Below are 18235 nucleotides of genomic sequence, written 5' to 3' on the forward strand. Positions count from 1 at the left end.
CCTCACACGTACATGCCGTGTCGGCGCACACGCTCACGCGGCGACGACGTCCACCGCCTCCGCGGGCGCCTTGATCGTCACCCGTTCCGGTGGCACACCGGTCACCGACACAGAACCCAGCATCGGGCGCACCGGTGTGGGCACAGGCTCACTGGGAGTGGCCGCAGCGGACTGGGCCAGCTCGGCGAGGGCGAGTTCGTCGCTCACTTCTCGCATGAGCTCGGACATCCGTACGTCCAGCGCGTCGCAGATGGCGGCGAGCAGCTCGGAGGAAGCCTCCTTCTGCCCCCGCTCCACCTCGGAGAGATAGCCGAGCGAGACTCGGGCGGACGAGGAGACTTCGCGCAGAGTACGGCCCTGGCGCTGGCGCTGCCGACGCAGCACGTCACCCAGCAGGCGACGGAGCAGAATCATCGGTGGCTCCCTCCTCGGACCGCGTAACCGCATCCTTCACGCCCCACCGTACCGCCTCGCGCTGCGGCCGTGCGGGGAGCGATGTCGTGTTCACTCAGGGCTGCAAACATCAAAACCCCCCGTTCTGTTCCGTATCCTGTGCCCGCTCATTCCCGGTCTGTTCGCCCCCGAGCTCCCTCAGAAGCAGGGCGAGTACGCTCCGTACACTCTCCATACGGATTTCCGCGCGGTCGCCGTTCAACCGCAGTGCCTGCACTTTTCCGCCACCGGCGGAACCGGAATCCGCTGTACGCGGCCCGTCCACGGCGACGTAGACAGTGCCGACGGGCTTGCCGTCCTGCGGCTCTGGCCCGGCGACGCCGGTGGTGGCGATACCCCAGTCGGCGCCCAGCGCCTTGCGCACGCCGGCCGCCATCTGGGCCGCCACCTGCGCGTCAACGGCCCCGCGCTCCTCCAGGAGAGTGGCGTCGACACCGAGCAGTTCCTGCTTCAGGGCCGTGGCGTACGCCGTCACCGAGCCGCGGAAGGCCTGGGAGGCCCCGGCGACCGCGGTCAGCTCCGCGGCCACCAGTCCGCCGGTCAGCGACTCGGCGACGGCGACCGTCTCGCCCTTCACACTCAGTAGTCGCAGCACGTCGGCGGCCGTGGAACTCACGCTTCCGTCTCCTCCGACGCACTCTCGCGTGCGGCCATTCCGCGCCTGCGCAGCACAATGGCCTGTTTCACATAGTCCAGCCCGGTCGCCACGGTCAGCACGACCGCCACGGCCATCACCCACCACCGCAGAGTGGCCAGCCACCCCGTCAGCGCCAGGATGTACATCCCCACGGCCACGCCCTGGGTGAGCGTCTTCAGCTTGCCGCCCCGGCTCGCCGGGATGACGCCGTACCGGATGACAAGAAAACGCAGCAGCGTGATCCCGAGTTCCCGGCCGAGGATCACACCGGTCACCCACCACGGCAGATCATCGAGCAAGGACAGACAGATCAGCGCCGCCCCCATGATCGCCTTGTCGGCGATGGGGTCGGCGATCTTCCCGAAGTCGGTGACCAGGTTGTAGGTGCGCGCCAGATGCCCGTCGAACAGGTCGGTGATCATGGCGATGGCGAAGGCCGCCCAGGCGAACGCGCGCCACGCCGGGTCGTAGCCGCCGTCGGCCAGCATCAGCGCGACGAACGCCGGCACGAGCAGCAGCCGCAGCATGGTCAGCAGATTGGCGATGTTCCAGACGCTGGCCTGGTTCACGGCCGCCGCCGCCAGCTTCCCGCCCCGCGCGGGCCGGGCACCGCCGTCGTCCCCACCGGCGCCCGCGGCCCCACCGTCGGCAGAGACGCCGGCCCCGGCGGACGTACCCGCGGAGACCCCCGCCGCCGCAGACGTGTCACCAGTGGCACCGCCACCCGGCGCACCCGCCCCGGACGCGCTCCCCGGGACCCCGCCGCCCCCGGACATGTCGGCCCGGGACGCGCGGGACGCACGAGCGCGCGCACCGCCCGCGGAGGGGCCCGCCTTGGAGGAGCCGCCCGCGGCGGATGCCGGGATTCCGCTCATCTGCCCGCCTCCTCACTACATGCATGCGAGCCAGGGAGCGGCTCGGCGACCAGGTCGACACCCTCCGTGCCGACCACCTTCGCCTCGACCATACGGCCCACGCTCAGGCCCTCGCCGCTCGTGAGCAGCACCTGGCCGTCCGTCTCGGGCGCCTGGTGGGCCGCACGGCCGTGGACGCCCTCCTCGGGGTCCACCGACTCCACGAGCACGCTCACGGTCTCACCGACGCGCTCCTCGGCCCGCTGCGAGACGAGCTCCTCGGCGAGCCGCGCCACACGCGCAAGCCGCTCGGCGACGACGTCCTCGTCGAGCTTGTTGTCGTACGTCGCGGCCTCGGTTCCGTCCTCGTCGGAGTAGCCGAAGACACCGATGGCGTCCAGCCGCGCGCCGTTCAGGAAGCGCTCCAGCTCGGCCAGGTCCGCCTCGCTCTCGCCGGGGAACCCGACGATGAAGTTGGACCGCACACCCGCCTGGGGCGCCTTGCTCCGGATGGTGTCGAGCAGCTCCAGGAACCGGTCGGTGTCACCGAAGCGGCGCATCGCGCGCAGCACATCGGGCGCGGAGTGCTGGAAGGACAGATCGAAGTACGGGGCGATCTTCGGCGTGCCGGTCAGTACGTCGATCAGGCCGGGGCGCATCTCGGCGGGCTGGAGGTAACTCACCCGCACCCGCTCGATGCCGTCGACCTCGGCCAGCTCGGGCAGCAGGGACTCCAGCAGGCGGATGTCGCCCAGGTCCTTGCCGTACGACGTGTTGTTCTCGGAGACCAGCATGATCTCCTTGACGCCCTGCTCGGCCAGCCAGCGCGTCTCGTTCAGCACATCGCTCGGGCGGCGCGAGATGAAGGAGCCGCGGAAGGACGGGATGGCGCAGAACGTGCAGCGCCGGTCGCAGCCGGAGGCCAGCTTCACGGAGGCGACCGGGGAGCCGTCCAGACGCCGGCGCAGTGGCGCGCGCGGGCCGGAGGCGGGCGCGAGGCCGTCCGGGAGGTCCGCGGGGGCGTGCCCGGGCAGGGCGACCTCCGCGGCCGACTCCTGCCGCTCGGCCGGGCTGATCGGCAGCAGCTTGCGCCGGTCGCGCGGGGTGTGGGCGGCGTGGATGCCGCCGGACAGGATGGTCTGGAGGCGGTCGGAGATGTCGGCGTAGTCGTCGAAGCCGAGCACGCCATCGGCCTCCGGGAGGGCCTCGGCGAGTTCCTTGCCGTACCGCTCGGCCATGCAGCCGACCGCGACCACGGCCTGGGTGCGGCCGTGGTCCTTGAGGTCGTTGGCCTCCAGCAGGGCGTCGACGGAGTCCTTCTTGGCGGCGTCGACGAATCCGCAGGTGTTGACGACGGCGACGTCCGCGTCCGCGGCGTCCTCCACGAGCTGCCAGCCGTCCGCCTCCAAACGGCCTGCGAGCTCCTCCGAGTCCACCTCGTTACGGGCGCAGCCAAGTGTGACCAGTGCGACGGTACGGCGTTCAGGCATGGGCTCAAGACTACTTCGTCCCACCGACACCCCACGTCGACGGGGTTGGCCGATCTTGGCCAACCCCGTCCCGAACCATCCTGAAGGCCCCCGCTCAGCCGATCTGCGGGTCACCCTTGGTGTACGTCAGCCGCTCCACGGCGCCCGGCTGGAAGTCGTCGTCGATCTTCTTGCCGTTGACGTAGAGCTGGATGGCGCCGGCGTCGCCGAGCACCAGGTTGATCTTGGAGCTGTCCTGGAAGGTCTTGGACTGGCCCTGTTCGAGCAGTCCGTCGAAGAGCAGCCGGCCGTTGTGGTCCTTGGCCGCGACCCAGCTGCGTCCGTCGGTGGCGCTGACCCGGACGGTGACCTTGTCCTGGGGCGCTGCGGCGATGGCGCTCTCGGTCGGGTCGGGCTTGGGGTCGGCCGGCTTCTTGCCGCCGGACGAGGGAGAGGCGGTCTTGGTCGCGGTCGGCGCGGCGCCGCCGGCGACCTCGTCACCGGCACCGTCGGAGCCGCCCTTGACGGCGGTGAAGCCGACGAAGCCGATCACGACGACGATCGCGGCGACCATGGCCGCGGTCCAGTTGGGTCCGCGCCGCTCGGGCCGGATGCGCTCCGCCTCGAACAGCGGCGCGGCGGGTGTCGGGGCCGGGCGGCCGCCGTGCTCGGCGTCGTACTGCGCGAGCAGCGGCGCCGGGTCGAGGTGGACGGCCCGGGCCAGGGTCTTGAGGTGACCGCGGGCGTAGACGTCGCCGCCGCAGGGCGCGAAGTCGTCCGCCTCGATCGCGTGCACGATCGCGATCCGGACCCGAGTGGCGGTACTGACGTCGTCGACGGTCATCCCGGCCGCGATGCGCGCCTCACGCAGGGCACGGCCGATGGACATGGAGGGGCGGGCTTCCTCGGAAACGTCTTCGAACGGACGCTCGTCTTCAGGGGAGTTGCCGATGGACACGGGGGCGCCTTTCGAGCGTGTAGCCGCCTGTGCTGGAGGTTCAGTCTAGGGGGGTGCAAAAGGGCTGGGGCAACCGGGCGGTGGGACTTTGTACGCCATCGGAATGGCCGGTCACGCCGATGGTCGGGTACCTCTTTGTCGCTTCGCTCAACTTGACGTACGCCGAAGGGAAACGGTTGCTCAATGATCCCTTACGGGTGAGTCACGATCGAACATCCGCACCGTCTCGGATCCACAACGACCTCCCGCGCGGGCCCTGTTTTTCCCTACCCGTCAGACTCCCCACGGATCACCGCCAGCACGCCGTCCAGCTCATCAGGCTTCACAAGAACATCACGAGCCTTGGACCCCTCGCTCGGCCCGACGATGTTGCGCGACTCCATCAGGTCCATCAGCCGCCCGGCCTTGGCGAAGCCCACCCGCAGCTTGCGCTGGAGCATGGACGTCGACCCGAACTGCGTCGACACGACCAGCTCGGCCGCCTGGCACAGCAGGTCCAGGTCGTCGCCGATGTCCTCGTCGATCTCCTTCTTCTGCTTGGTCCCTACGGTGACGTCGTCGCGGAAGACCGGCGCCATCTGGTCCTTGCAGTGCTGCACGACCACCGCGACCTCGGCCTCGGTGACGAACGCGCCCTGCATACGGGTCGGCTTGTTCGCGCCCATCGGCAGGAACAGCCCGTCGCCCTTGCCGATCAGCTTCTCGGCGCCCGGCTGGTCGAGGATGACCCGGGAATCCGCCAGGGACGACGTGGCGAACGCGAGCCGCGAGGGCACGTTCGCCTTGATCAGGCCGGTGACGACGTCGACCGAGGGACGCTGCGTGGCCAGCACCAGATGGATGCCGGCCGCCCGCGCGAGCTGCGTGATGCGCACGATCGCGTCCTCGACGTCCCGGGGCGCCACCATCATCAGGTCGGCCAGCTCGTCGACGATCACCAGCAGATACGGATACGGCTGCAGCTCCCGCTCACTGCCCTCGGGCCGCTTCACGGTGCCCTCGCGCACGGCCTTGTTGAAATCGTCGATGTGCCGGTACCCGTACGCTGCCAGGTCGTCGTACCTGAGGTCCATCTCGCGTACGACCCACTGCAGCGCCTCGGCGGCCCGCTTGGGGTTGGTGATGATCGGCGTGATCAGGTGCGGGATGCCCTCGTAGGCGGTCAGCTCGACCCGCTTGGGGTCGACGAGGATCATCCGGACATCCTCCGGGGTCGCCCGCATCATGATCGAGGTGATCAGGCAGTTGATGCAGGACGACTTGCCGGACCCGGTGGCGCCCGCGACCAGCATGTGCGGCATCTTCGCCAGCGAGTGCATGACATAGCCGCCCTCGACGTCCTTGCCGAAGGCGACCAGCATCGGGTCGTCGTCCTCGGCGGACTCCGCGAGCCGCAGCACGTCGCCGAGGTTGACCATCTCCCGGTCGGTGTTCGGGATCTCGATGCCGACCGCCGACTTGCCGGGGATCGGGCTGATGATCCGCACGTCGGGGCTGGCGACGGCGTACGCGATGTTCTTGGTCAGCGCGGTGATCCGCTCGACCTTCACCGCCGGGCCCAGCTCCACCTCGTAGCGCGTGACCGTCGGCCCGCGGGTGAAGCCGGTGACGGCCGCGTCGACCTTGAACTCGGTGAAGACGGTGGTCAGCGAGGCGACGACGGCGTCGTTGGCCGCGCTGCGCGCCTTGCCCGGACCACCGCGCGTGAGGAGGTCGAGCGAGGGGAGCGCGTATGTGATGTCGCCGGACAGCTGGAGCTGCTCGGCGCGCGGCGGCAGGTCGCGGGTCTCCTGCGGCGGGGTCTTGGTGAGGTCGGGGACGCCGCCGGTGTCCGACGTGGCCTTCCGGGGCCGCGAGGCCGGGCCCGGCACGGGCGTCGGCGCGGTGGCGGTGTGCTCGCGATCGGCGACCTGGACGCCCTGGGTGAGGTCGGCGACGATCGGCGAGGGCGGCATGCCGTGCAGCACGGCCCCGTCGAGGTCCGCGGCGGCCGCCGCCGCGATGTCCACGGCGTCCGGCTGCCGGTCCGCCGCGGGCTGCGGCACCGCCGAGCGCCGGGGACGCCCGCGCCGCCGCGACAGCGCCGCCTCTTCGGCCACCTCGGGGTCGTACGCCTCGGGCGCGGGACCGCGCCTGCGGGGGCGTCCGGGCAGCGCCTCGCGCCACTGCTCGTCGTAGCGCGCGTCGTCGTCGCCGTACTCGCCGTACTCCCCGTACTCGCCGTCCGCGGCCGGCTCCGGGTCCTGCAGCACGCCCAGCTTCACACCGAGCAGCCGCAGCCGCTGCGGGATGGCGTTGACCGGGGTGGCCGTCACCACCAGCAGGCCGAAGATCGTCAGCAGGACCAGCAGCGGTACGGCCAGCACCTCGGTCATGGCGAACGTCAGCGGGGTCGCCGCGCCCCAGCCGATCAGGCCGCCGGCGTCCCTTATCGCCTGCATGCCGTCCTCGCGGGCGGGCGAGCCGCAGGCGATGTGCACCTGCCCGAGCACGCCGATCACCAGGGCCGACAGTCCGATCACGATCCGGCCGTTGGCCTCGGGCTTCTCCGGGTGCCGGATGAACCGTACGGCGATGACCGCGAGCAGGATCGGCACCAGCAGGTCCAGCCGTCCGAAGGCGCCGGTCACGATGATCTCGACCAGGTCGCCGACGGGGCCGCGCAGGTTCGACCAGGTGCCCGCGGCGACGATCAGGGCGAGCCCGAGCAGCAGCAGGGCGACGCCGTCCTTGCGGTGGGCCGGGTCCAGGTTCTTGGCGCCCTGCCCTATGCCGCGGAACACGGCGCCGACCGCGTGCGCGAGGCCGAGCCAGAGTGCGCGCACCAGCCGGTAGACGCCCCCGGTCGGACTCGGCGCTGGCTTGGGCGCCGGCTTCTTCGCCGCCGCCTTCTTGGCAGGTGCCTTCTTCGCGGGAGCCTTCTTCGCAGCGGCCTTCTTCGCCGGAGCCTTCGCGGGAGCGGCCGCCTTCCTGGCGGGCTGCTTCTTGGCTGCGGAGGGACGTGAGGCCATGGGTGTGAGGTTACCTGTGGAGGCGACGGGGGACACGTGTGGCCGCTGCTTCACCCGTTCGTGTCGCCCTCGCGGACACACGGAACTGACGCCGAGCCAAGAGGCCCGTCACGGGCGTCAGTTCTGCGACGGCAGCGACGGCGGACCGCCCGTCCCGGGTTCCAGCGCGTCCAGCGCCCGGCGCAGCCCCGTCAGTTTGCGCTCCAGATGCGCGGCCGTGGCCACCGCCGCGGCGTCCGCGGAGTCGCCCTCCAACTGCTTGGACAGCGCCTCGGCCTGCTCCTCGACGGCCGCGAGCCGCGCCGACAGCTCGGCCAGCAGCCCCGCCGACTCCTTGCCGGGGACGGCCGCACCGCCCTTGTTGCCGCCCTCCAACTGCAGTCGCAGCAGCGCCGCCTGCTCGCGCAGCTGGCAGTTCTTCATGTACAGCTCGACGAACACCGACACCTTCGCCCGCAGCACCCACGGGTCGAACGGCTTGGAGATGTAGTCGACCGCGCCCGCCGCGTAGCCACGGAAGGTGTGGTGCGGACCGTGGTTGATCGCGGTGAGGAAGATGATCGGGATGTCCCGGGTGCGCTCCCGGCGCTTGATGTGCGCGGCCGTCTCGAAGCCGTCCATACCTGGCATCTGGACATCCAGCAGGATGACCGCGAAGTCGTCCGTGAGCAGTGCTTTGAGCGCTTCCTCCCCGGACGATGCCCGAACCAGTGTCTGATCGAGCGCCGAGAGGATCGCCTCCAGCGCGAGCAGATTCTCCGGCCGGTCATCGACCAGGAGGATCTTGGCCTTCTGCACCATGGCCCGCCCTCCTCGCCCCGGCGTGGGGCCTCCCCTGTCCTCAGGACTCGGGGTGACACCCGCGGATGCCGCCCCAGGGGACGACTCCCTTTCGCCGCCCGTCCTCGTGCCGGTCATGGTAGCCGCACCCCGCCCGTCGCCACACCCTGTCACCGCGATGTCACTGTGCACATAGCGGAAACGCGGCGTGAGTCCAGAAGGTTCCCCCCACGCCGTACTTCTACACGGCGTGGGGCAGCCTCAATCAGCAACTCCGCGTGAACTCACAGAGTTCCCACCAGGTCTCCCGGCCGGCGTTTCACTCCCCCCGCATCCACTGCTCCATCACCGACAGCAGATGATCGGGGTCGACCGGCTTGGTCACGTAGTCCGAGGCGCCCGACTCGATCGCCTTCTCCCGGTCGCCCTTCATCGCCTTCGCGGTCAGCGCCACGATCGGCAGCCCCGCGAACTGCGGCATCCTGCGGATCGCGGTCGTCGTCGCGTACCCGTCCATCTCCGGCATCATGATGTCCATCAGCACGACCGCCACGTCGTCGTGCTGCTCCAGCACCTCGATGCCCTCGCGGCCGTTCTCGGCGTACAGCACCGACAGTCCGTGCTGCTCCAGGACGCTGGTGAGCGCGAAGACGTTGCGGATGTCGTCGTCGACGATCAGCACCTTCTCCCCGGAGAACCGGATGCCGCCGCGCGGCTGCGGCGCTGGCTCCTGCTCCCCGGCGGACCACCGCTCGGCCAGGTCGTCACCCTGCGTGTGCACGGAGGCCCGGCGGCGGCGCCGGAACAGCGCGGCGGCGCCGTTCTGCGTCTCGTGGTACGACTTCACCTCCGCCGGCGTCTCGATCGTCGGCTCGGGCAGCAGGTCGTGATCCCCCGCCCCCGACTGCCCGGGCGGCAGAGCGGCCTGCGGATAGCCGTGCGGGGGCAGCTCGCCCGGGTGCAGCGGCAGGTACAGCGTGAAGGTCGAGCCGCGGCCCGGCTCGCTCTGCGCGTGGATCTCACCGCCGAGCAGCTGGGCGATCTCCCGCGAGATCGACAGGCCCAGGCCCGTACCGCCGTACTTGCGGCTGGTGGTGCCGTCGGCCTGCTTGAACGCCTCGAAGATCACCCGCATCTTGCTCGCCGCGATCCCGATGCCGGTGTCCGTTACCGAGAACGCGATCAGCTTGGCGTCCGCGTCGGTCAGCGAGCCCGCCTCCAGCAACTGCTCCCTGATCGCCACCGGCACATCGATGCCCGCCGGCCGGATCACCAGCTCCACCGACCCGGAGTCGGTGAACTTCACCGCGTTGGACAGCAGATTGCGCAGCACCTGCAGCAGCCGCTGTTCGTCGGTGTGCAGCGTCGCGGGCAGCTCCGGCGAGACCCGCACCGACAGGTCCAGGCCCTTCTCCGCGGTCAGCGGCCGGAAGGTGGCCTCCACATAGTCGACCAGCTGCACCAGCGCGATACGCGTCGGGGAGACGTCCATCTTGCCGGCCTCGACCTTCGACAGGTCGAGGATGTCGTTGATCAGCTGCAGCAGGTCCGAGCCCGCCCCGTGGATGGTCTCGGCGAACTCCACCTGCTTCGGGGTGAGGTTGCCCTCGGCGTTGTCGGCGAGCAGCTTGGCCAGGATGAGCAGCGAGTTCAGCGGCGTGCGCAGCTCGTGCGACATGTTGGCCAGGAACTCGCTCTTGTAGCGCATGGAGACGGCCAGTTGCTCGGCGCGCTCCTCCAGGACCTGCCGCGCCTCCTCGATCTCGGTGTTCTTCACCTCGATGTCGCGGTTCTGCCGCGCCAGCAGCTCGGCCTTCTCCTCCAGTTCGGCGTTGGACGCCTGCAGCGCCTTCTGCCGGTTCTCCAACTCGGCCGACCGCTCGCGCAGTTGCTCGGTCAGCTCCTGCGACTGCTTCAGCAGCACCTCGGTCTTGGTGTTGACGGAGATGGTGTTGACGCTGGTCGCGATCATCTCCGCGATCTGGTTCAGGAAGTCCTTCTGGATCTGTGTGAAGGGCGTGAACGACGCCAGCTCGATCACGCCGAGAATCTTGCCCTCGAACAGCACCGGCAGCACGATCACCTGCGCCGGCGGGGCCTCCCCCAGCCCGGAGGAGATCTTCAGATAGCCACTGGGCGCGTTCTCCACCAGGATCGTGCGCTTCTCCAGGGCCGCGGTGCCCACCAGCGCCTCACCCGGCCGGAACGACGTCGGCATGGAGCCCATCGAGTAGCCGTACGACCCCAGCATCCGCAGCTCGTACTGGTCCTCGCTCTCGGTCGCCAGGTCCGGCTCGTCCACCAGCGGCATCGCCAGGAAGAACGCCCCGTGCTGCGCGGACACCACCGGGGTGAGCTCGCTCATGATCAGCGAGGCCACGTCGTCGAGGTCGCGGCGGCCCTGCATCAGCGCGGAGATACGGGCCAGGTTGCCCTTGAGCCAGTCCTGCTCCTTGTTGGCGATCGTGGTGTCGCGCAGGTTGGCGATCATCTTGTTGATGTAGTCCTGCAGTTCCTGGATCTCGCCGGACGCGTCCACGTCGATCTTCAGGTTCAGGTCACCACGGGTCACCGCGGTCGCCACGCGCGCGATGGCACGCACCTGCCGGGTCAGGTTCCCGGCCATCTCGTTCACGGACTCCGTCAGGTCCCGCCAGGTGCCGTCCACGTCACGCACGCGTGCCTGACCGCCCAGCTGCCCCTCGGTGCCCACCTCGCGGGCCACGCGCGTGACCTCCTCGGCGAACGACGACAGCTGGTCGACCATCGTGTTGATCGTCGTCTTCAGTTCGAGGATCTCGCCGCGGGCGTCGATGTCGATCTTCTTGGTCAGATCGCCCTTCGCGATGGCCGTGGTGACCATCGCGATGTTGCGCACCTGACCGGTCAGGTTGGACGCCATCTGGTTCACCGACTCGGTGAGGTCCTTCCAGGTGCCCGCCACGCCCGGCACATGCGCCTGGCCGCCCAGGATGCCGTCCGTGCCCACCTCACGGGCCACCTTGGTGACCTGCTCGGCAAACGAACTCAGCGTCTTCACCATCGTGTTGAAGGTGTCCGCGAGCTGCGCGACCTCGCCGCGCGCCTCGATCGTCACCGTCCGGGTCAGATCGCCGTTGGCGACCGCCACCGCGACCTGGGAGATGTTGCGCACCTGCATGGTCAGGTTCTTGGCCATCAGGTTGACGTTGTCGCTGAGGTCCTTCCAGATGCCCGTGACACCCGGTACGTGCGCCTGGCCGCCCAGGATGCCCTCGGTGCCCACCTCACGGGCCACCCGGGTCACCTGCTCGGCGAAGCTGGAGAGCTGGTCGACCATCGTGTTGACGGTCGTGACCAGTTCGAGGATCTCGCCCTTGGCGTCGACGGTGATCTTCTTGGACAGGTCTCCCTTGGCGACCGCGGTGGTGACGTCGGCGATGGACCGCACCTGCACGGTGAGGTTGTTCGCCATGAAGTTCACCGACTGGGTCAGGTCCTTCCAGGTGCCGGAGACGCCCTGCACCTCGGCCTGACCGCCCAGCTGGCCCTCGGTGCCCACCTCGCGGGCGACCCTGGTGACCTCCTCCGCGAAGGAGGACAGCTGGTCGACCATCGTGTTCAGGGTGTTCTTCAGCTCCAGGATCTCGCCACGCGCATCGACCGTGATCTTCTGCGAGAGGTCACCGCGGGCCACCGCCGTGGCGACCTGGGCGATCTGGCGCACCTGGGCCGTCAGGTTCCCGGCCATGCCGTTCACCGAGTCGGTCAGATCACGCCACACACCCGCGACACCCGGCACCTGCGCCTGACCGCCGAGCCGGCCCTCGGTGCCCACCTCGCGGGCCACCCGGGTCACCTGGTCGGCGAAGGCGGACAGCTGGTCGACCATCGTGTTGATGGTGTTCTTCAGCTCCAGGATCTCGCCGCGCGCGTCCACGGTGATCTTCTGGGAGAGGTCACCGCGCGCCACGGCGGTCGTCACCTGGGCGATCTGCCGCACCTGCGAGGTGAGATTGCCGGTGATGGAGTTGACCGAGTCGGTCAGCTCCTTCCACCGCCCGGAGACGCCGTCCACCCGGGCCTGCCCGCCGAGACGGCCCTCCGTGCCGACCTCGCGCGCCATCCGCGTGACCTGGTCGGCGAACGACGACAGCTGGTCCACCATCGTGTTCACGGTGTTCTTCAGCTGGAGCATCTCGCCGGAGACGTCCACGGTGACCTTCTGCGACAGATCGCCGTTGGCCACCGCCGTCGTCACCTGGGCGATGTTCCTCACCTGTCCGGTGAGATTCCGGAACGCCGTGTTGACGCTGTCGGTGAGGTCCTTCCACGTCCCCGCGGCCCCCGGCACCTGCGCCTGACCACCCAGCTCACCCTCGACACCGATCTCCCGCGCCACGCGGGTCACCTCGGAACCGAACGCCGACAGCTGGTCCACCATGCCGTTGACGGTGTTCTTCAGCTCCAGCATCTCGCCGGCCACGTCGACGGTGACCTTCTGCGACAGATCGCCGTTCGCCACCGCCGTCGTCACGGCCGCGATGTCCCTCACCTGAATGGTCAGATTCCGGAACACGGTGTTGACGGAGTCCGTGAGGTCCTTCCAGGTGCCCGCGGCACCGGGCACGTTCGCCTGGCCGCCCAGCCGCCCCTCGGAGCCGACCTCGTTGGCCACGCGCGTGACCTCGTCCGCGAAGATCCGCAGCGTCTCGGTCATCTGGTTGATCGTCTCCGCGAGCTGCGCGACCTCGCCGCGCGCCGGGACGGTCACCTTCCGTGACAGATCACCGTTGGCGACCGCCGTGGTCACCTCGGCGATCCCGCGCACCTGGGCCGTCAGATTGCCGGCCATGGTGTTCACCGAGTCGGTGAGTTCCTTCCACACCCCGTCCACACCCGGCACCTGCGCCTGGCCGCCCAGAATGCCGTCGGTGCCCACCTCACGGGCGACCCGCGTCACCTCCGAGGAGAACGCCGAGAGCCGGTCGACCATCGTGTTGACGGTCTCCTTCAGCTCCAGCATCTCGCCGGCCACATGCACGGTCACCTTGCGTGACAGATCACCCTTGGCGACCGCCGTCGTCACCAGCGCGATGTCCCGCACCTGCGCGGTCAGCCGGTCCGCCATCGTGTTGACCGACTCCGTCAGGTCCTTCCACGAACCCGACATACCGCGCACCTGCGCCTGCCCGCCCAGCTTGCCCTCGGTGCCCACCTCACTGGCCACGCGCGTGACCTCGTCGGTGAACGTCGACAGCTGGTCGACCAGGTTGTTCACGGTCCGCCCGACCTTCAGGAACTCCCCGCGCAGCGGATGCCCGGTCCCGTCCGGCGCCTGCGTCCGCAGCTCCATACGCGGCGACAGATCCCCCTCGGCCACCGCCGACAGCACCCGTCCCACCTCGGACACCGGGTATACGAGATCGTCGACCAGCGCGTTGGAGGCGTCGATCGCGGCCGACCAGGACCCCTCGCAGGCCCCCGTCTCCAGCCGCTCGGTGAGCTTGCCCTCACGGCCCACCATCCGCCGCACCCGCGACAGCTCACCGGTCAGATGCATGTTCCGGTCGGCCACCTCGTTGAAGACGGCCGCGATCTCCGACATCACGCCGTCCCCGCCGGACACCGTGAGCCGCTTGCGGAAATTGCCGTCCCGCATCGCCACCAGAGCAGCCAGCAGCCGGTTCAGGGCAGCCGTGTCCACCGCGGTGGTCCCACCGCGCGCCTTGCGCGGATCGCGCGTTTTCGTGCCCCGCGTCGCTGCGCCAGACTCCACTGTGTCCCTCCCGCAGGGGTCGACCGTCACTGCTGTGCTCGGATGCTGCCCGACGTTCCGATCGCCGTCCGTCACCGATCGTCACCGGCCGGCGAACCAGCCCATCAAGGACCACTGCCCGCCCGGCCCGCAAGCCACTCGGCCTGCCCCGACTTCGCCATCAAGCCTGCCCAGTGTTTCACCCCGGCGGAACCAGGCCATAACAGTTCGGCAGCTTCGCACATCGTCCGCACACCCTCGGGACGTAAAACACGGGCGACCGGCATCCGCATGGACGGGGAAGGTAAGTAACCTTGCATGCGGCTGTCCAGCCGCGCCGGTCCGTCCGGCCTGGGCGGTGGCATCGGACACGAGCGGGCATCGGAGGGGCGGCCGCACACATGACCACCGGACTGATCCCGGGAGCCCAGCCCCCGGAACCCCGGCCGGACAGCGGTCTGCCCTCACAGGCACGCCGCTCCCCGGACGACGGGACAGCCCAGCACACCGACAACCGGCCGAGGAGTTCCGTGATCACCGCGCGCGCGGCTGCCAGCTTCGAGCCCGTCGGGCGATCGGTCGCCTCTGCTCGCTCCTTCGTCCGCGACACCCTCCAGGGCTGGGGCTTCGCCGACATCGTCGACGACGCCGTGGTCCTCACCAGCGAACTGGTGACCAACGCCGTCGTCCACGCGGGCACCTCGGCGGACGTCCTGTGCCTGCGCACCGAGGTCGGCGTACGCATCGAGGTCGCCGACCGCTACCCCGAACGTGAGATCCCCCTCCAGGGCGCCGCCGTGAACATGGGCAGCCCCGACCGCGAGGGCGGCCGCGGCCTCCAGCTCTGCGCGGCCCTCGCCGGGCGCTGGGGCGTGGAGTACACGCCCACTCACAAGCAGGTCTGGTTCCAACTGGAGCTGCCCGAACGCGCCGTCGGCACCCGCTCCGCCGGACCGTCCCTCCCGGCCGAACTGCTGCCCATCGCCGACGGCCGCATCCGGGTCGCCGTCGTCCAGATCGACCGCAGCGGCGCCATCTCCGCCTGGAACGAGGACGCCGAGGAACTGTTCGGCTACCCCGCCGACCAGGTCACCGGCAAACCCCTCACCGACCTCGCCGCCTGGCCGCACACCCCGGGCACCGGCACCGGCGTCGCCGAGGCACTCCAGCTCTCCCGCTGGGAAGGCAGCTACGGCATCCGCGACGCGGCCGGCCGGGTCGTCCCCGTCTACGCCTCCCACCTGCGCGTCCGCGACACCGGCGGCGACCCCTCCACCGTCTGCCTCCTGGTGCGCGACCACGAACGCGCGGTGCTGCAGACCCCGTTGCGCGTCAACACCTCCGACAGCGGCGGCTCCGGCGAGGGCAAGAACACCGACCCGTTCGAGGTGTTCATCGGCTCCCCCGCACCCGACGACCTCGACGGCCTCCTGCAGCGCACGGTGGAACGCGCCCGCGACATGCTCGACGCCGACTCCGCGTTCCTGCTCCTGGCCACCGACGACGAGACGGAGCTGGAGGTCCGCGCCTCCACCGGCCTGCCCTCCGCCCGCCAGCGCTTCGCCCGCGTGCCCGTCGAGGCCGGCCCCGGCCGCTACGGCTCCGCCCGTATGCCCGCCGTGCACGACGACCTCACCGCCGTCCCCGGAGCCGTGCCCCTGCTGAACGGCACCGGCATGCGCTCGGTCGTCACCGTGCCGCTGAAGGTCGAGGGCCGCCTCACCGGCTCGCTCGGCGTCGCCGCCGAGGCACCGGGCCGCTACAGCAACGAAGAGGCCCTGCGCCTGCAGTTCGCGGCCGACCGCATCGCCCTCGCCGTGGAGTCGGCCCGCCTGGGCGAACTGGAACGCCTGCGCCGCGGCTCCTTGAGTTTCCTCGTCGAGGCCTCCGACCTCCTGGCCGGCACCCTCGACCGCGACCAGACCCTGGCCCTGATGGCCCAGATGACGGTCCCCACCCTGGCCACCTGGTGCGCCGTCTACACGATCGCCGACCAGGCCTCCGAGCCGTATCTGTCGTACGTCCTACACGAGGACGAGGAACTCATCGACGGCATCAAGTCGTTGCTCTCGAAGATCGCCCCGCCCGACCCGGTCCCCACCCCGGGCGCCCGCGTCTGGACGGCCCCCGCCGAAGTCGCCCACCAGGCCGCCCTGCGCACCTCCATGCGCAGCCTCGGCCGCGGCGAACCGGCCACCGTCAGCTCCGGCATCGGCACCACCCTCGCCACCGCGGGCGCGGTCGGCGGTGAGACCGTCGTCCTGCCCCTGGTCGCCCGCAACCGCGTCATCGGCATGCTGACCCTCGGCAAGCCCACCGACGAGCATTTCCGCCAGGAGATCCTGGAGTTGGCGGAGGACCTCTCGCGCCGGGCCGCCCTCGCCCTGGACAACGCCCGCCTCTACTCCGAGCGCACCGCCATCAGCCAGTCCCTCCAGCGCAGCCTCCTGCCCCCGGAACTGCCCACCATCGACGGCGTCGAGGTCGAGGTCATCTACCGCGCGGCCGGCGAGGGCAACGAGGTCGGCGGTGACTTCTACGACGTCTTCCCCATCAGCGACGGCGCCTACGGCTTCGCCATCGGAGACGTCTGCGGTACGGGACCCAACGCGGCGGCCGTCACGGGCCTCGCCCGGCACGCCCTGCGCCTCCTCGCCCGCGAGGGCCTCAGCGGACCCGCGGTCCTGGAGCGCCTCAACTCCGCCATCCTCGACGAGGGAGCCCGCAGCCGCTTCCTGACCCTCCTGTACGGCGAGCTGCGCCCGCAGCCCGACGGCAGCGCGGAGCTGAAGGTCGTCTGCGCCGGGCACCCGCTCCCGCTCCGGCTGCGCCAGGACGGCACGGTCGAGGCCGCGGCCGAACCCCAGCCGCTGCTGGGTGTCCTGGAGGATCTGGAGCTCTACGAGCAGACGGTCACGCTCGACCCGGGCGACGTTCTCCTCTGCGTCACCGACGGCGTCACGGAACGCCGCGAGGGCACCCGCATGCTGGGCGACGACGGCCTCGCCGACGTCCTGACGACCTGCACGGGCCTCACGGCCGGCGCGGTCGCCGCCCGCATCATGCGCGCCGTGGAACGCTTCGCCTCGGACGCCCCGTCCGACGACATGGCGATCCTGGCCATGCGCGTCCCGGGTCTGCACAACGCCTGAGCCAACTCCCCCGGCCCGCCGGGGGACATACAAAAAGAACCCCGCCCGAAAGGGCGGGGTTCTTTTTGTTCGGAGCCCCCAAACGGAATCGAACCGTTGACCTTCTCCTTACCATGGAGACGCTCTGCCGACTGAGCTATAGGGGCCGGTCGCTTTTCTCGGGGTTTCCCCCGCAGCAACTGAATAGATCATACCCCGAACGAACCCGTATTCCCAAACTCGTTCAGAGGGCCGTCAGAGCGCCGGCTGCAGCAGTCCCCCGAGCGCATTGCAGGCAGCCACGATCCGCTGCATGTCCCGCTTCGTCAACGACGCGTCCACAGGCAGCGCCAACGTCTCGTCGGCGGCCCGCTCGGTCTCCGGCAGGGACACGCATCGCCGGAATTCGGGCAGCCGGTGCACAGGCGTCTTCACCGGCACCCGGCAGTCGACTCCCCTGGCCCGCAGGGCTCGTGCGAAGGCGTCCCGATCGGGCCGCCCGTTCCCCGGCACCCGCACGACGTACTGCTGATAGGTGTGCCCCACGGTCGCCTCGGGGGTGGTCACACCCTTCAACCGCTCGTCGAGGAACGCGGCCCGCTGCCTGCGCTGCGCGATCTCGTCGTACGGCTCCTCGGACTCGCCCTCCTGGAGCACCAGCAGCCCATGCCGACGGCCCACTTCGAGCAGCCTCGGCACATCAGCGGGCCGGCCGAACCGGTGGACGGCCACAACAGCCGCCGTCCGCCCGGTCACCGCGGCGGCGACAGCCACCGGGTCCAGGCAGTACGTGCCCGGATCTATGTCGGCGAACACCGGCAGCCCGCCGGCCAGTGTCACGGCCTCGGCGACCTCGACGTCCCCGAAGGCCGGCACGATCACCTCGTCACCGAGTCCGACACCGGCGGCCCTGAGCATCGCAGCAGTACTCATGCTTGGATGCTGGGCGCCCAACGTGAACGTCAAGTGACGCAAAACAAAAAAGGGTTGGGCCCGGAACCGAAGTTCCAGGCCCAACCCTTATCAATGATTGTTCGGCGGCGTCCTACTCTCCCACAGGGTCCCCCCTGCAGTACCATCGGCGCTGTAAGGCTTAGCTTCCGGGTTCGAAATGTAACCGGGCGTTTCCCCTACGCTATGACCACCGAAACACTATGAAACTGTCAACCGCACCACGCCTGTGACAACGTGGGGTTGTTCGTGGT

General features: G+C 70.0%; 10 protein-coding genes, 1 tRNA gene and 1 rRNA gene. 1 reads left to right on the forward strand and 11 read right to left on the reverse strand.

Going from position 1 to position 18235, the window contains the following annotated elements:
* Positions 1-33: 33 nt before the first annotated feature.
* From ACIQ6Y_RS06345 to ACIQ6Y_RS06380, 8 genes are all read right to left on the reverse strand, one after another.
* Positions 34-414: a helix-turn-helix domain-containing protein gene (locus ACIQ6Y_RS06345; RefSeq protein ID WP_167997591.1), complete on the reverse strand. Its 381-nt coding sequence runs from the start codon at positions 412-414 to the stop codon at positions 34-36.
* 109 nt (positions 415-523) lie between these two features.
* Positions 524-1069, reverse strand: a complete 546-nt coding sequence (locus tag ACIQ6Y_RS06350; RefSeq protein WP_404033603.1) for a CinA family protein — start codon at positions 1067-1069, stop codon at positions 524-526.
* Positions 1066-1965: a CDP-diacylglycerol--glycerol-3-phosphate 3-phosphatidyltransferase gene (pgsA, locus tag ACIQ6Y_RS06355; RefSeq protein WP_404033605.1), complete on the reverse strand. Its 900-nt coding sequence runs from the start codon at positions 1963-1965 to the stop codon at positions 1066-1068. The genes ACIQ6Y_RS06350 and pgsA overlap by 4 nt, the downstream gene beginning before the upstream one ends.
* The gene (gene rimO / locus ACIQ6Y_RS06360; protein ID WP_404033607.1) at positions 1962-3434 is read right to left on the reverse strand and encodes a 30S ribosomal protein S12 methylthiotransferase RimO; all 1473 of its coding nucleotides are present in this window, start codon (positions 3432-3434) and stop codon (positions 1962-1964) included. The genes pgsA and rimO overlap by 4 nt, the downstream gene beginning before the upstream one ends.
* 94 nt (positions 3435-3528) lie before the next feature.
* Positions 3529-4371: a helix-turn-helix domain-containing protein gene (locus ACIQ6Y_RS06365; RefSeq protein ID WP_404033609.1), complete on the reverse strand. Its 843-nt coding sequence runs from the start codon at positions 4369-4371 to the stop codon at positions 3529-3531.
* 266 nt (positions 4372-4637) lie between these two features.
* Positions 4638-7382 (reverse strand): DNA translocase FtsK, encoded by a 2745-nt coding sequence (locus ACIQ6Y_RS06370; RefSeq protein ID WP_404033611.1) that lies wholly within the window; start codon positions 7380-7382, stop codon positions 4638-4640.
* Positions 7383-7499: 117 nt separating this feature from the next.
* Positions 7500-8183, reverse strand: a complete 684-nt coding sequence (locus tag ACIQ6Y_RS06375) for a two-component system response regulator (protein WP_404033613.1) — start codon at positions 8181-8183, stop codon at positions 7500-7502.
* Positions 8184-8481: 298 nt separating this feature from the next.
* Entirely contained in the window at positions 8482-13920 is a 5439-nt protein-coding gene (locus tag ACIQ6Y_RS06380; protein ID WP_404033615.1) for a HAMP domain-containing protein, read from the reverse strand.
* 380 nt (positions 13921-14300) lie between these two features.
* On the opposite strand from ACIQ6Y_RS06380, the gene ACIQ6Y_RS06385 reads away from it, so the two are divergent.
* Positions 14301-17051: a SpoIIE family protein phosphatase gene (locus ACIQ6Y_RS06385; RefSeq protein ID WP_404033617.1), complete on the forward strand. Its 2751-nt coding sequence runs from the start codon at positions 14301-14303 to the stop codon at positions 17049-17051.
* 73 nt (positions 17052-17124) lie between these two features.
* On the opposite strand, the gene ACIQ6Y_RS06390 is transcribed toward ACIQ6Y_RS06385, so the two are convergent.
* The 3 genes from ACIQ6Y_RS06390 to rrf all read right to left on the reverse strand — a co-directional run bounded on the left by ACIQ6Y_RS06390 (position 17125) and on the right by rrf (position 18179).
* A tRNA-Thr gene (locus ACIQ6Y_RS06390) sits at positions 17125-17197 on the reverse strand.
* An 88-nt stretch (positions 17198-17285) separates the two neighbouring features.
* Complete coding sequence (locus tag ACIQ6Y_RS06395; protein ID WP_404033737.1) at positions 17286-17948, reverse strand: DegT/DnrJ/EryC1/StrS family aminotransferase; 663 nt, start codon at positions 17946-17948, stop codon at positions 17286-17288.
* Between the two features lie 114 nt (positions 17949-18062).
* Positions 18063-18179, reverse strand: a 5S ribosomal RNA gene (gene rrf, locus ACIQ6Y_RS06400).
* Between the last annotated feature and the right edge of the window lie 56 nt (positions 18180-18235).

The organism is Streptomyces sp. NPDC096205 (assembly GCF_044763135.1).
GTDB lineage: Bacteria > Actinomycetota > Actinomycetes > Streptomycetales > Streptomycetaceae > Streptomyces.